The organism is Rhizobium sp. AN5, from assembly GCF_900215255.1.
In the GTDB taxonomy this organism is placed as follows: Bacteria; Pseudomonadota; Alphaproteobacteria; order Rhizobiales; family Rhizobiaceae; genus Agrobacterium; species Agrobacterium tumefaciens.
Genome location: NZ_OCMJ01000003.1, coordinates 1197799 through 1212361, shown reverse-complemented (window position 1 = coordinate 1212361; position 14563 = coordinate 1197799). Strand labels below are relative to the sequence as shown.

Genomic DNA, 14563 nt, shown 5'->3' with positions numbered 1-14563 from the left:
TGCTTAGCTCCGCTTCAGTTTGGGATCGAGCGCATCGCGCAGCCCGTCACCCATCAGGTTGATGGCGAGCACCGATACGAGAATCGTCAGGCCGGGAAGGGTAACGACCCACCAGGCGCGCAGGATGAACTCGCGGGCTTCGGCCAGCATCGTGCCCCATTCGGATGCGGGCGGCTGCGCGCCCATGCCGAGGAAGCCGAGAGCCGCCGCATCGAGAACGGCAGATGAGAAGGAGAGCGTCGCCTGCACGATCAACGGTGCAAGGCAGTTCGGCAAAATGGTCTTGAACATCAGCCGGAAATTGCCGGCACCCGCCACACGGGCGGCGGTGACATATTCACGCCGAAGCTCGCTCATGACAGCTGCACGCGTCAGACGCGCGAAATGCGGCTGATAGACGATGGCAATCGCGATCATGGCGTTGGTCAACCCGGGACCCAGGATCGCGACCAGCACCAGTGCCAGAAGCAGCGATGGAAACGCCAGGATGACGTCCATCACGCGCATGATGACAGTGTCCACCCAGCCGCCGAAGAAGCCGGCGACGAGACCGATGACAATGCCGCCGACAAGGGCGATGGAAACGACGACGACGCCGATGAAGAGCGAATATTGCGCACCATAGATCAGCCGGGACAGCATGTCGCGGCCGACAGCATCGGTGCCGAGCAGGAATGCCGCACGGCCTCCATCCTGCCAGACCGGGGGGACGAGCAACGCATCTCTATATTGCTGGGTCGGGTCATGCGGCGCAATCACGGCTGCAAAAACCGCGATCAGAACCAGAAGAAGAAAGACGGCGAGGCCGATGACGGCGCCACGGTTCTGGCGGAAGTAGAACCAGAAATCGGCGATCATCCGGCGGCGGATGGCGGCGTCGGAAAGCCTGACGCCGGGAGCTGTGGTCACATCGCTCATTTGTGACGGATCCTTGGATTGATGAGGCCATAGGTGAGATCGACAAGCAGGTTGACGATCATCACCAGACCCGCGATCAGAAGCAGGCCGCTCTGCACGACCGGATAGTCACGGCGCGAGATGGAATCGATCATCCACTTGCCGATACCCGGCCAGGAGAAGATGGTTTCGGTCAGGATTGCACCCGCCATCAGCACACCGATCTGCAGGCCGATGGTGGTGATGACCGGGATCATGGCGTTGCGCAATGCGTGAACGCCGACGACACGGGACGGCGACATGCCCTTTGCACGCGCTGTCCGCACATAATCCTCACCGAGGACTTCGAGCATTGCCGAACGTGTCTGGCGCGCAATAACTGCAAGCGGGATGGTGGCAAGCACCACAGAAGGCAGGATGAGATGTGACAGAGCCGAAGCGAAAGCACCCTTCTGCCCCGAAATCAGGCTGTCGATCAGCATGAAACCGGTGACGGAAGGGAAGAAATACATCAGCGAGATACGGCCCGATACCGGTGTCCATTGCAGGATGCCGGAGAACATGATGATGAGCAGCAGGCCCCACCAGAAGATAGGCATGGAGAAGCCAACCAGCGCCGTCGTCATGGAAATCTGGTCGAACCACGAGCCGCGGCGGATGGCGGCGATGACGCCGACCGGCACACCGATCAGGGTGGCGAGGATGATGGCGACGAGGCCAAGCTCGACTGTCGCGGGAAAGAGCGCCAGGAACTCGGTCAGAACGGGTTTCTTGGTGACCAGCGAATTGCCGAGATCACCCTGAAGGAGCCGCCCCAGAAAATGGAGATATTGCTGCCAGATAGGCTGGCTGAAGCCGAGCTGTTCGGCAAGTTGTGCATGCCGCTCGGGCGAAATGCCGCGCTCACCCGCCATCAACAGCACGGGATCGCCCGGCAGGACGCGAACGAAGGCAAAGGCAACGATGGTAATCCCGAGAAATGTCGGAACGAGATAGAGAAGTTTGCCGAAAATGAACCGGATCATGGTTTTTTCCTGAAAAGACGCGCGAAAGAACCTGAGTTCTTCCGCGCGTCCTGTTGTTTGGGATTACTCAGCGATATCGACGGATTCGAAGGTGAAGTCGCCAAGCGGGCTCATGGTGAAGCCGGAAACCTTGGCGGACATCGGAACGAACTGCGTGGAGTGCGCAAGCGTCGCCCACGGAGCCTGTTCCTTGAAGATCACCTGCGCCTGCTCATAAAGCTTGGTGCGCTCGGCAACGTCAGTGGTCTGTTTTGCCTTGGAAAGCAGTTCGGAGAACTCCTTGTTGCACCACTGAGCACGGTTTGCACCGCCTTCGCCGGTTGCAGCGCAGGAAAGCAGAACGCCCATGAAGTTATCAGGGTCACCGTTGTCGCCGGTCCAGCCGAGGATGACGGCACCGTCGCGGTTCACTTCAGTCGACTTCTTGAGGTATTCACCCCATTCGAAGGAGACGATCTCGGCCTTGACGCCAACCTTCGCGAAATCCGACTGGATCAGCTCGGCGGTGCGGCGGGCATTCGGCATGTAGGGACGCTGAACCGGCATCGCCCAGATCTTCATCGTCAGATCCTTGACGCCAGCGGCTTCGAGAGCCTTCTTGGCAGCTTCCGGATCGTAAGGATCGTCCTTGATGCTGTCGTTGTAGGACCACATCGTCGGCGGGATCGGGTTCTTGGCAACCGTGCCGGCACCCTGGAATACGGCGTCGATGATCGCCTGCTTGTTCATCGCCATGTTCAGCGCCTTGCGGACTTCCGGCTTGTCGAAAGGTGCCACGGTGGTGTTGTAGGCGAAGTAGGCAACGTTCAGGCCCGGCTGTTCATCGAGCTTGAGGTTGGAATCGGCACGAATGGTGGCGAGGTCGGCCGGTGCCGGATAAGGCATCAGGTGGCATTCGCCAGCCTTCAGCTTCTGCAGACGAACGGCAGCGTCCGGCGTAATCGCGAAGATCAGATCGTCGATCTTCGGAGCTTCGCCCCAGTAGTCGGCGTTCTTCTGGTAGCGGATAACCGCGTCCTTCTGATAGGCGACGAACTTGAACGGGCCGGTGCCGATCGGCAGGTTGTTGAAGTCTTCCTTGGTGCCGGCCTTATCAAGCGTATCGGCATATTCCTTCGAAACGATCGAAGCGAAAGGCATCGCGATATTGGCAAGGAACGGTGCTTCCGGACGGGTCAGCACGAACTTCACGGTGTAATCGTCAACCTTGACGATTTCCTTGATCAGCGACGGCATTTCCATGGAGTTGTAATATTCGTAGGTGATGCCTGCGATATACTGGTTCCACGGGTTCTTTGTGTCACCCTGGCGGTTGTAGCTGAAGATCACATCATCGGCGTTAAAATCGCGGCTTGGCGTGAACTTCTCGTTGGAGTGCCACTTTACGCCCTTGCGCAGGTGGAACGTGTATTCGAGGCCATCGCTCGAAACTTCCCACTTTTCGGCAAGGCCTGGCTCAACTTCGGTCGTGCCCTTCTTGAACTCGGTCAGACGGTTGTAGACCGGATGCGCGGAGGCATCGAAGGTGCCGCCGGCGGTATAAGGCGAAGGATCGAAGCCTTCCGGAGATGCCTCGGAGCAATAAACGAAGGTCTTCGCCATGGCGGGCACGGCGGAAGCCATCGCAAGCGCAGAGGCTATAAGCAAACTGCGGGTCAGCGTTTTCATCTGGTGGTCCTTTCCCTCTTTTTCTGAGTTTATGCGACCCCGTTTTAAGGGGCCTACCTATCCTGGTCAGCGACGACGCGGAACCCCGTGTCGCCGTTCGGTCCTGTGCCTCCCGACCAATTACCCGGCGACCGGCTGGAACAGCCGGTCGAGGTTCTTTTCCGGCGGGCAGAACCAGCGTGGTCCCGCCTCCGTCATATAAGCTATATCCTCGAGACGGACGCCGCATTCCCCATAAACGCACAGCATCGGCTCGATGGAAAAGCACATTCCCGGCTGAAGAGCCGTGGCATTTCCTGCAACGATATAGGGTTCTTCGTGAATATCCAGCCCAAGCCCATGGCCGGTGCGATGCGGTAGACCCGGAACCTGATAATCCGGCCCAAAACCGGCCGCTTTCAGGCTGTCGCGCGCGGCCTTGTCCACGTCCGAGCAGGCAGCACCGACCCGGGCCGCGTCAAAGGCAGCAGCCTGCGCGTCCCGCTCGGCGTTCCAGAGAAAACGCTGCCGTTCCGTCGGCTGGCCGAACACATAGGTGCGGGTGATATCCGAACGATAGCCGTGAAGGATGCCGCCGAGATCGACCAGCACCATGTCGCCGTCATCAAGCGTCTGCGCATAGGGCACGCCATGCGGATAAGCCGTCGCCTCGCCGAACTGAACCGCCACGAAAAGCGGCTTCATGCCAAGCGCAACATGTGCGGCGTTAACGAAGTCAGCCACTTCCGTGGTGGATATGCCGGGACGCAGCCCCTCGAACACGGCCTTCTGCACGCCGTAGCTCGCATCCATCGCCGCCTGGATGATGGCAATCTCGGCTGCGGATTTGACCTGCCGCTGGGCGACGATCATCGGTTGGGCGGAAATGATGCGGCCTTCCAGACGCTGCATCAGGGCCGATGCGAAAACGAAAGGAGTGGCAGGATCGATCGCGACAAGGTGGCCGGGACAGCCGAGCGCTTCGATGCGCTTTGCCATCAGGTCGAAAGGACTTTCATCCTCTTCCCAGACGGCAACTTCGCCCTCGATACGGATCATCGTCCGTAGTTTCGGCTCCTCAAATGCCGGACTGACATAGACCGGCTTGCCTTCTGCCGGCACCAGCGCGCCATGAATGCGCTCCGAAAGACCAAGCGACAGGCCGGTATAATAGGTCAGCGACGATGATGCATCGAGCCAGACCGCCTTGATATTTTGCTGGATTAGTTGCGCTTGCAGGCCGCGCAACCGCAACCCGAGCTCGTCTTCAGCGATCGATGAAACCGCGATCGGCTGAAACCGCTTCAGCGCCTCTTGAAAGTCTGCCATTCTCTCCCCGCCGCTTTCAGGCGCACAGACACAAGCGTGTCGGCAACTCCCAAGCGTTCTTTTGCCAATGCTTAAACACAGGCCGGGGCCTAAGCAATGGGCCAACACCATGCACCGCCACAAAACTGTGCATATTCATCTAGACATAACGAAATCGTGATCGACACGCGCCCGATTTCGACAATCATCGCCTTGACGGGAAAATCAGAAATCCCCCGGAAACTTAAGGGGAAAAGCGGAGTATCGGTCATCCGGGCGCAGACGACGCGCAGAAACCTGACCGCTAGATGCATCCGAAAAAGAAGCCCAGAAAAGGAAAAAGCCTGCCGCGGGAGGAGGTGCGGCAGGCTTCAAACTTGATCGGTGATTGGGAGGAGGAGTACCACCGATCCGCATCGAGCGACACTGGGAGGAGGAGTGCGTCGCTTCGATGATTTGAATATAGCGGTATCCGCGATTTTTAACAGAGCAAGTCTCGCAATGCAGCATTGCATTTTTGCATAGCTCGAAAATTCCTGCTTTGTTTTTTAGCACTCCCGCAGAAAACGTTGGAAATCAACTTTCCCGATGCACCTGAAAACCGGCAAAGGACTGGTTGACCGGCATGAGTTCGAGGCTGTTGATGTTGATATGTTTGGGCTGCGAGGCGACCCAATGGATCGTATTGGCGATATCCTCGGCCGTGATCGGATTGACGCCCTTGTAAAGATTGTCCGAGGCATCCTGATTGCCGCCGGTGCGAACAAGCGTGAATTCCGTTTCGCACATGCCCGGTTCGATCGAGGTGACGCGCACGCCCTTGCCATGCAGGTCGGAGCGCAGACCGAGCGAGAATTGCCGCAGGAAGGCTTTAGTTCCGGCATAGACATTGCCGCCCGCATAGGGCCAGTGCGCAGCTACCGAGGAAAGGTTGATGACAATGCCCTTGCGGTCGATCAACGTGGGCAAAAGATGGTGGGTGATGTTCAAAAGACCGGTGATGTTGGTGTTCACCATGGTCTGCCAGTCTTTCAGCGGCACCTGCGGTGCAGGTGCGGTGCCGAGCGCAAGCCCCGCATTGTTGACGAGAATATCTATGTCCCGGAAACCTTCCGGCAAAGCCGCAAGTGCCTTTTTAGTGGCATCTTCGTCGGTAACATCAAAGGCAGCGCCGTGAAAGGCGGAGCCTAGTTCTTGCGCCAGCGCCTCCAGCCGTTCCGCCCGCCGACCGGTGCCGATGACCTTCCAGCCTTCCTTGACGAAGCGCCGCGCCGTGGCCTGTCCGAAGCCGGACGTGGCGCCGGTGATGAGGATGGTACCGCTCATGATGATGTCTCCAGTAAATTCGTTCTATCGGGATCAGTCTGTTTCAATAATCTTTCAGCGGCAGCCGCCAGACAGCGCTTGTAGGCCTCGAGATCCGTATAAAGGGCCTCTGCCGTGGCGTTGCCGACGATGACGACGCCGCCGCGCCGCAAAATTCCGCCGTGCAGCATGAGATTGTCGACCATGTCGAAATTCTCGATCGACAAACCGTCCGGGCCGCGATAGCGCCCTGTTTCATCGATTGCGGCAACACCGTTATATTGCGCCTTGATGCGGGTGAAGTGATTGGCCGCGACATTGGTGTAGGCGAAAACCGGCTTGCCCAGCGCGCACATGAACCCCAGTTCGTAGCTCGTTCCCGTATCGGCGGCGATGCCGCGAAACGGCGTGAGATTGGCGATGACCGCATCCGCTTCCAGCATCATCCGCTCGTCTATGGCATTGATGTTGCAGCCGTGGCCGATTTTCGTGTCCGCGGGCGGAATTTCCAGATCGCCCGGCGAAAGCGGCGTAAAACCGGCCTCGCGTGCAAGCGAGGCCTTGAGGTCGAGCATTTCACGGGCATTCGGGAGGAAGACCTCCGGCCCGGCGAGATAGATTTTCTTTGTCATAGGAAATTTCATACAATTTGGAGAAACAGGATTTCCGCAAACCTAACCCGGAGACTTTCGCAAACGCAAGTACCAAGGGGACATGCGCCAAGGCACGTCGGAGCGACCTACAAAACGGTATCGTCAAACCTGTCTTTCCGTTATAGCCGGAGCAACGAACTGGACATTCCCGGAGCAAGACAATGGCAGCAACCATCCGTTATCACGAAGGCGATATTTCCGCCGCAGATGCCGCACGCTACCTTGGCGCCATCGCAATCGATACGGAAACACTGGGGCTGGTGCCACGCCGCGACCGTCTCTGTGTCGTTCAGCTTTCTCCCGGAGACGGCACGGCGGATGTCATCCGCATTGCTGCCGGCCAGAAGGAAGCTCCAAACCTCACCCATATGCTTGCAGACCCTGCACGGCAGAAGATTTTTCACTATGGCCGTTTCGATATCGCCGTCCTGTTCCACACGTTCGGTGTGACGACGACGCCGGTTTTCTGCACCAAGATCGCCTCCCGCCTGACCCGCACCTATACCGACCGGCACGGGCTGAAGGACAATCTGAAGGAAATGCTTGAGGTCGACATCTCCAAGGCGCAGCAATCGTCCGACTGGGCAGCAGAAAAACTGTCACCCGCACAGCTCGAATATGCCGCATCCGATGTGCTGCATTTGCATGCGCTGCGAGACAAGCTGACCCACCGCCTCGTGCGTGATGGTCGCCTCGATCATGCCGATGCCTGTTTCGCGTTTCTGCCGACCCGCGCCAAGCTCGATCTTCTTGGCTGGGACGAAACGGATATCTTCGCCCATAGCTGAGCGGTTTCACGCTTCGTTTAAGGACTGATTTACCGAAACTGCCTATTCTCGGCCGCAACTTTGGGCCGGGGACTTCCAGATGATTACTCCATTGCAGCAGACGGCAAGCATTGCAGTCGGCGACCTCATGCGGTCGATGGTGGAAACCATTGAGGAACGCCATCGCGAAGAGCAGGAAAAAGCGAACGGCACCAAAAAAGACGAGACGATAAAGACCCAGCCGCAGCCGGACCAAAGCCATCGCGTTGCCAATGAAAAGATAAGCGCCTATCTGTTCGGCGCCATGAAGCCTGATGGCGATGCCTTCGCCTCACTTGTCTCCCGTTTCTCGTCTGCGCTTGGCATCACCCAGGAAAACGATGAATCGAACGCCGCTTTCGCGCAGAGGCTTCAGGACGCGCTGACGCTGACCGACGGCTTTGAAAAAACCGGCGCGACAGGAAAAGCCACGACGATTTCGCTGAAATCCTTCGGCGTTTCGGAAGCGCAGGTCGTGGAAGTCCTGAATGACGGCGTAACCGCCAAGACCGACCCAATGGCAGCTCTTGCCGCACGCATTGCCAAAAATGCAGGCCTGACGGGCAAGGAAGAAGATTTCGGCGTGCAGATGTCGAAAGCAATCATGGCAGTGCGCGCCACCGCACCCAAAAATGTCAATGATCTCGAAGAATCGACTGGCCTCAAGGAACTTGGTATTTCCGCGCAGCAGATGATCGCCGCAATCGCAAACCTATTTGGCGATGCGGCACGCGCCGTGAAGAATGCGCTGAACGAGCAGGCGCAGGGCACCCAATTCATGACACGGGAAACGATGAAGGTCATCCAGCGCCTGGAAGACGTTGCCGATCCGAAAACCAAGGAAGAATTGCAGGCCGAACGCGGCAAAAACCGCATGGGCGAAATCAACGATGCCGAAGTTGCGGCCGAGCGGGAAGAGGATATCCAGACCCGAGACGCGCAGGGCAAGCTGGAGGATGTGCAAAAACTTCAGGAGGTCGTGAAGGAACACATAGACGCTGCCGCCGAAGAAAAAGCGCAAGGCACTGACGGGCAAGGCCCGGTCGATATTTCATCGGAAATCGCCCTGATCTCCGTGCTCGCGGCAACGCCATCAAGCGAAACGGCCCCGGCTGAAAATGACAACGAAACCGCAGAGACAGACGCCGCCACCAAGACGGAAGCCGATCAGAAAGACGACGCCGAAAAACTGCTTGATGCTCAGGCAGTCGTCGATAACGCCCGCAACGCCATTTTGCCGATCTCGATAGACGACAATGGAATTTATGCACTGCTGAAGAAGAAGGCGGCATGATCTCGCCGCTACCGATCGTCACTTGAGCGAAACATGATGTGAGTTCAAAAATGTCTCAAATTTCCGGCATATCCGGCAGCGTCGGCCTCGATGCCGAACCGAATGCGGCGCAAGCGCTGCTCTCCATCGCCGCTCCGCCGCTTGCGCCGAATGACGACAATTTCGTTGCCGCAAGCGAGGAAGACAACCTCATCGCCCCCGTGGAAAATCGCCCCGAGAGAGGTTTTCCCAAGGCAAGCTGGCTCGACGCGATGCCGCCGGAAGCCTTTGAGGCAGCGGACAGCGAACCGGACCATATTTCATCGGTCAATTCCGACGATAACGGGCTTTACCGCATGTTCATCAGCGTCTCTCCCTGATTGCCATATCGACACGATTTTTATGGTTAGCGAATTCTTAATATCTACGGCCCAGACTCAGGGTTGATGATTCTGTGTGCATCGCGAAGAGCTGGCATTCCTGCCAGCGACACACACGGCGCTCCCGCATGAGCGGGCGAGATGACACCTGTACATCACCGGCGCGGCAATCTTTCAACATAGGCCAAATGCGGATCAGAGAGCCAGGGACTGGCCCTTTCGCAGCCAGCGGCGGTAATCGATAGGAACGGAGCGCAGCATGTTACCGCCTGTACCGAAAATTCCGGCAGCCGATGCCGCCTATGGAGCCGCAGCCTCGCAGACGCAGCGCGGGGAGCCGAAGGAGGCCGTACAGCCGCAGGCAAGCAATCTTGCTCCCGATAATGGCAGCAGTCTTTTCGCCAAAGCCGCAGTCACCTCGCTCGCCAGCGAATATCAGCTTTCCCGCAGCACCGCCGTTCTGGCGGAGGCGCTTGGCAAGCTGATGAACCTGCCAAGGCGCGATGGCGAAGCCATTCAAACCTATGTGGTGCGCCTGACGGATGCGCTGCGCGCCCTGCCCGCACCGCAGCGCCTGGCGCTGGAACAACAGGTCAGCAAAATCCTGCAGGGGTTGAGCCTTTCGATGCTCGCAGAAATCCTGAAACAGCCAACCGGGCCGGATGCCGCAAGGCTTGCGCTGCTGATCGAGCTTTCCCGCTACAAGGGAACGGATCTTGCGGCGAAGGCGGTGGTGTCCTCTTATCAGCAGAACAATTCGGCCAACCCGGTGACCGCGCAGCCAGTGCAAGCAAGACAGCAGAACGGCCCGAGCCAGAGTACTGACGTCCGCCCAAACCCGGCAACGACCACCACAACAACAACAGCACAACCGGCAACCGCCGCAACGCCCGGCCGGCTGTTGCCTCTGCTTATCGGCCCGCTTGCCCAAAGCGCCGCCGCGATAAAAGCCATGGTTGCGGCGCAGGCAGCGCCGCAAGGCCCACAGGTCAATCTTCCCGCCCCACCTGCCGACATGTCCGACTCTCCGCACGATGCGGCAAAACCGGAAGGGAAAGCCGCCGAAAGCACCGCACGCTCGCCTCAGCCGCAAACGGGCAGCACAACAAAAGAAGCTTCGACAGATGCCCGCCCGGCAAATCCGCCACGGGCTGAGAACGCCGAGATGCGCCCTGCGCTCCAGCACCGGGACACCATGAAGCCGGAGCAAAAGGAAACCCGTACTACCTTGAACCCGCCATCCGGCCAGTCCACGGCTGGCGTCAAGGATATGGAAAACCTGCTGCTTGCTGCCGTGGCCGGCAAACTTCCCGCCAAGGCCACCACCGCTGGCCAGCTTTCCGCCACGCCACCGGGCGCCATACCGCAACCACTCGAAGAGCAGCCTGCCGAAAAAACTCCCCTCGCAACGCCCATCACCCACCCGACCGGTGAGGATGTGGAGACGATTGCCAACCGGCCAGAAGCCCAGCCCATGCCGCGCGCCGCTCTCGACCCGGAAGCAAGAATGGCGATGCTGGAACAAACGGCTTCGCAATCGCTGATCGCTGCGGCGCTGGCAAAAGACGGCACACCGTTACCGCTCGTCGCATACCCACCGGCGGAAGAGGACCACGAATCGGAAACGCCGCATCGCGGGCGTGGTCCATTTTCCGAGGATGAAGCGAATGGCGAGGCGGAGGGCGAAAATCCCGACGGTCAGGACGAGATGGAAGAGCGGGTGGCCGCCAATGACGAGATTGGCGATGGGGAAAATCCGCGGACAGCGGCTTTCGACGACAGTGCGGAAAATTATTACCTCAAGATGAGTGGCATGCACTGAATTCCGCGCCGCCCATTGGCCTATGACACGAACACTGCAGCCAACAAAAAACCCGCCGGAAAATTCCGGCGGGTTCTTTATATCAAACGATCTCTAGCGATTATTCGCTGCGGTTCTTCAGAGCCGCACCGAGGATGTCGCCGAGCGAAGCGCCAGAGTCGGACGAACCGAACTGTGCGACGGCTTCCTTCTCTTCAGCGATTTCCAGAGCCTTGATCGAAAGCATGACCTTGCGGTCCTTCTTCGAGAAGTTGACGACGCGAGCGTCGAAAACCTGGCCAACTGCGAAACGCTCCGGACGCTGATCGTCACGATCGCGTGCGAGGTCGTTGCGGCGGATGAAGGAGGTGATGTCCTCGTGGTTGACGAGCTTCACTTCCACGCCACCGTCGTTAACGGCGATGACTTCGCACGAAACGACTGCGTTCTTGCGCAGGTCGCCGGACGTTGCGGCTTCACCGACAGCATCCTTGCCGAGCTGCTTGATGCCGAGCGAGATGCGTTCCTTCTCGACGTCAACATCGAGAACGACGGCCTTGACCACGTCACCCTTGTTGAACTCTTCGATGACCTGTTCGCCCGGACGGTTCCAGTCGAGATCCGACAGGTGAACCATGCCGTCGACATCGCCTTCGAGGCCAATGAACAGGCCGAATTCGGTCTTGTTCTTGACTTCGCCTTCGACTTCAGTGCCGGCCGGATGGCTGAAGGCAAATGCCTGCCACGGGTTTTCCAGCGTCTGCTTGAGGCCGAGCGAGATACGGCGCTTGGACGGATCGACTTCGAGAACGACAACGTCAACTTCCTGGCTCGTGGACAGGATCTTGCCGGGATGTACGTTCTTCTTGGTCCAGGACATTTCGGAAATGTGGATCAGGCCTTCGATGCCCGGCTCCAGCTCTACGAATGCACCGTAGTCGGTGATGTTCGTGACCGTACCGGAGATCTTCTTGCCAACCGGGTACTTGGCGGAGATGCCATCCCACGGATCGGACTCGAGCTGCTTCATGCCGAGCGAGATACGGTGGGTTTCCTGGTTGATGCGGATGATCTGAACCTTGACCTGCTGGCCAATGTTGAGGATTTCCGAAGGATGGTTGACGCGGCGCCATGCCATGTCGGTAACGTGCAGCAGGCCGTCGATGCCGCCGAGGTCAACGAACGCACCGTAATCGGTGATGTTCTTGACGACGCCGTCAACAACCTGGCCTTCTTCGAGGTTCTGAACGATTTCAGAACGCTGCTCGGCGCGCGACTCTTCGAGAACCGTACGGCGCGAAACAACGATGTTGCCGCGACGCTTGTCCATCTTGAGGATTTCGAAGGGCTGCGGGTTGTGCATCAGCGGGGTAACGTCGCGGATCGGACGGATGTCGACCTGCGAACGCGGAAGGAAGGCAACAGCGCCGTCCAGATCGACGGTGAAACCACCCTTGACCTGGTTGAAGATAACGCCCTCGACGCGCTCGCCAGCTTCGAACTTGGCTTCGAGCTTGACCCAGCTTTCTTCGCGGCGAGCCTTCTCGCGCGACAGAACGGCTTCGCCGAGTGCGTTTTCGATGCGCTCGACGTAAACTTCGACTTCGTCGCCGACCTTCAGCGTGCCGTCCTTGGACTTCGCGCCGAATTCCTTCAACGGTACGCGGCCTTCAACCTTGAGGCCAACGTCGACGATGGCAACGTCCTTCTCGATTGCCGTTACGATACCCTTGGCAACATAGCCTTCGGCAAGATCGTTAGAGGCAAAGGATTCTTCGAGAAGCGCTGCGAAATCTTCGCGCGTGGGGGTAGATACTGACATGAAATCTCCTGATTGCATCCGCGCGAGAGCGAATACAAAAGCGCCGGTGGGCTAGCGTTGTTGATACCCGAACCCATGCCCGCCTTTTCAAAAGGCTTCCCGGCGCAAGGACATGTCTTCAGGCAATTCCGGACTAAACGCGGACCAATTCAAGCGGTTCCGCGAAAAACCTGTTTCTTCAGGGCGGCGTCGATAATCATCCGCGCGGCCTGAAACGCCGCCTCTATACTCATTTCCGACGTATCTAGCAAGTGCGCGTCTTCAGCCGGTTTCAACGGGCTGTCGGCTCGTCCCATGTCGCGCTCGTCGCGTTTCTTCACCTCGGCGAAAATGGCGTCGTAGTCTGCAACGCTGCCGTTGGCGACGATTTCATCATAACGCCTGCGCGCCCGCACGTCCGGCGAAGCGGTGACGTAGAGTTTCACCGGCGCCTCCGGGCACACCACCGTGCCAATGTCGCGCCCATCCAGAACCGTGCCCGGTTCCTTTGCCGCAAAACGCTGCTGCGCTGTCACGAGCGCGCGCCTCACCGGCGTCATCACCGCAATCCTGGACGCCGCCTCGCCGATATCGTGCCTTGAAAGCACCGCGCGGTCGAGGCCGGCAAGGTCGAGTTGCAGCGCCACCTTTTCAGCGACGTTCTCGTCATCGAGCGGCAGGCCGGCGTCAAGAAGTGCCTTGGCCGTGGCTCTGTAGGTCAGCCCGGTGTCGAGATGATGGAAACCATAGGTCTCCGCAATCTTGCGTGACAAGGTCCCTTTGCCCGCCGCAGCTGGCCCATCTATGGCAATCGTAAAGGTCATGAAGCTTTCTGCCTGTGCGTCCATCATTAATACAGTAGAGTGCGCCGGCCTCCAATCTTTATGAGCAACCTGGCATACAAGTCGCATCATGGGAGGGCGGCCTCCAAAGTTTGTCTTTGACACGAAAGACCGCAACGATTAAGGGGACCGGCTAGAAATTTTACCGTCTATGCCGGTTTTACGGCGTACACACCGAAACTCATTCGACAATTTGAGGCTTAGACAGTGGCAAAAGCGGACCTTGGTACCAAGCGCACAGACCCCGATACCGGCAAGAAGTTCTACGATCTGAACCGCGACCCGGTCGTTTCTCCCTATAGCGGCAAGTCCTGGCCGCTTTCCTTCTTTGAAGAAAGCACCGCTCAGGCAAAGCTCGAGCAGGCTGAAGAAGAAGAAGTCGCGGAAGTCGATGCCGAAAACACGGAAGTCGAACTCGTATCGCTGGAAGACGCCGACGGCGACAACAGTGGCGACGATATCCCGGACCTGGGCGACGATGACGACGACGTGGAAATCGGCGACGACGACGACACCTTCCTCGAAGCCGACGAAGACGACGATGACGACGACATGTCCGGCATCATCGGCGTACCGGGCGACGACGAAGAAGCTTGATCTTATTGGATAAACCAGCCCGGCGACAAAAAAATGAAGCCGGGCTGTTTTTTGTGCTTGCACTCTTCGATTAGCCGAAGTAGTAAGCCGCCACCGAACGGAACAACAGCCGCTTCGGTTCCCGGAACCGGACGAAACGCCGGAACCCTTATGGGGCTATAGCTCAGCTGGGAGAGCGCTTGCATGGCATGCAAGAGGTCAGCGGTTCGATCCCGCTTAGCTCCACCA

General features: G+C 58.5%; 13 protein-coding genes and 1 tRNA gene. 6 read left to right on the top strand and 8 right to left on the bottom strand.

Features of this window, described 5'->3' with window-relative positions:
- Positions 1-3 precede the first annotated feature (3 nt).
- The 6 genes from CRP02_RS09010 to CRP02_RS08980 form a co-directional block, all read right to left on the bottom strand.
- Positions 4-918: an ABC transporter permease subunit gene (locus tag CRP02_RS09010; protein ID WP_097099696.1), complete on the bottom strand. Its 915-nt coding sequence runs from the start codon at positions 916-918 to the stop codon at positions 4-6.
- Positions 915-1922 (bottom strand): ABC transporter permease subunit, encoded by a 1008-nt coding sequence (locus tag CRP02_RS09005; RefSeq protein WP_004431937.1) that lies wholly within the window; start codon positions 1920-1922, stop codon positions 915-917. Before CRP02_RS09005 ends, CRP02_RS09010 begins: the two co-directional genes overlap by 4 nt.
- 63 nt (positions 1923-1985) lie before the next feature.
- Entirely contained in the window at positions 1986-3590 is a 1605-nt protein-coding gene (locus CRP02_RS09000) for an ABC transporter substrate-binding protein (protein ID WP_004431933.1), read from the bottom strand.
- 120 nt (positions 3591-3710) lie between these two features.
- On the bottom strand, positions 3711-4898 hold the full coding sequence (locus CRP02_RS08995; RefSeq protein ID WP_097099697.1) for a M24 family metallopeptidase: 1188 nt from the start codon (positions 4896-4898) through the stop codon (positions 3711-3713).
- Positions 4899-5453: 555 nt separating this feature from the next.
- Positions 5454-6203 (bottom strand): SDR family oxidoreductase, encoded by a 750-nt coding sequence (locus CRP02_RS08985; protein ID WP_004431929.1) that lies wholly within the window; start codon positions 6201-6203, stop codon positions 5454-5456.
- Positions 6200-6814, bottom strand: a complete 615-nt coding sequence (locus tag CRP02_RS08980) for a nucleoside 2-deoxyribosyltransferase (RefSeq protein WP_097170856.1) — start codon at positions 6812-6814, stop codon at positions 6200-6202. Before CRP02_RS08980 ends, CRP02_RS08985 begins: the two co-directional genes overlap by 4 nt.
- A gap of 182 nt (positions 6815-6996) precedes the next feature.
- On the opposite strand from CRP02_RS08980, the gene CRP02_RS08975 reads away from it, so the two are divergent.
- From CRP02_RS08975 to CRP02_RS08960, 4 genes are all read left to right on the top strand, one after another.
- Positions 6997-7623 carry a ribonuclease D gene (locus tag CRP02_RS08975; protein ID WP_004431923.1) on the top strand — a complete coding sequence of 209 codons (627 nt, stop codon included), beginning with the start codon at positions 6997-6999 and terminating at the stop codon, positions 7621-7623.
- A 79-nt stretch (positions 7624-7702) separates the two neighbouring features.
- Complete coding sequence (locus CRP02_RS08970; protein ID WP_097170855.1) at positions 7703-8935, top strand: hypothetical protein; 1233 nt, start codon at positions 7703-7705, stop codon at positions 8933-8935.
- A 50-nt stretch (positions 8936-8985) separates the two neighbouring features.
- Positions 8986-9294, top strand: coding sequence for a hypothetical protein (locus CRP02_RS08965; protein WP_097170854.1), 309 nt, complete (start codon positions 8986-8988; stop codon positions 9292-9294).
- 259 nt (positions 9295-9553) lie between these two features.
- Positions 9554-11116: a hypothetical protein gene (locus CRP02_RS08960; protein ID WP_097170853.1), complete on the top strand. Its 1563-nt coding sequence runs from the start codon at positions 9554-9556 to the stop codon at positions 11114-11116.
- 100 nt (positions 11117-11216) lie between these two features.
- Here the strand turns inward: CRP02_RS08960 and rpsA are convergent, their stop codons facing one another.
- Positions 11217-12917: a 30S ribosomal protein S1 gene (gene rpsA / locus CRP02_RS08955; RefSeq protein ID WP_004431908.1), complete on the bottom strand. Its 1701-nt coding sequence runs from the start codon at positions 12915-12917 to the stop codon at positions 11217-11219.
- Between the two features lie 149 nt (positions 12918-13066).
- The gene (gene cmk / locus CRP02_RS08950) at positions 13067-13747 is read right to left on the bottom strand and encodes a (d)CMP kinase (protein WP_038494660.1); all 681 of its coding nucleotides are present in this window, start codon (positions 13745-13747) and stop codon (positions 13067-13069) included.
- Between the two features lie 198 nt (positions 13748-13945).
- Between cmk and CRP02_RS08945 the strand changes: the two genes are divergently transcribed.
- Together CRP02_RS08945 and CRP02_RS08935 are read left to right on the top strand one after the other, a co-directional pair.
- Positions 13946-14335: a TIGR02300 family protein gene (locus CRP02_RS08945; RefSeq protein WP_004431900.1), complete on the top strand. Its 390-nt coding sequence runs from the start codon at positions 13946-13948 to the stop codon at positions 14333-14335.
- 152 nt (positions 14336-14487) lie between these two features.
- Positions 14488-14563 (top strand) — tRNA-Ala (locus CRP02_RS08935).